Origin of the sequence: Corynebacterium sp. HMSC070H05 (assembly GCF_001837615.1) — a bacterium.
Taxonomy (GTDB): domain Bacteria; phylum Actinomycetota; class Actinomycetes; order Mycobacteriales; family Mycobacteriaceae; genus Corynebacterium; species Corynebacterium coyleae.
Window position 1 is genome coordinate 1 of the sequence record NZ_KV833269.1, and the last position, 352, is coordinate 352.

Genomic DNA, 352 nt, shown 5'->3' on the forward strand with positions numbered 1-352 from the left:
GGGTCGAGTTCCGACGCGAAAAAAGCCGAGGCAGCCTTCAGCAGCTCGTTAGTGTCGCGTAGCTCTTGATTTTCACGGCGTAGCCTCGCGTTTTCGGCGGCCAAGTCTTCAGGCACAGGTTCTGGGATGTTTCCCGCACGGCGGGCCTGCTGGGTCCATTGGCGAGCCGTGTGCCATGAAACCCCCAGCTTTGGGGCTACTGCCTGGCATGCGGCTTGCATCGACATATTTTCCGCCAAGATGCGATCTTCCACGAGACGGACCACGCGGTCCTTGGCATCCTGGTCAAATTTTCTTGGCATATTCCAGATTTTCCCATCTACTCAAACGGAACAAAACCTGGGACACTTCA

1 pseudogene is annotated in these 352 nt (G+C 56.2%); it reads right to left on the reverse strand.

The features are described from left to right. A pseudogene (locus HMPREF2617_RS00015) lies at window positions 1-327 on the reverse strand (transposase); the annotation flags it as partial. Between the last annotated feature and the right edge of the window lie 25 nt (window positions 328-352).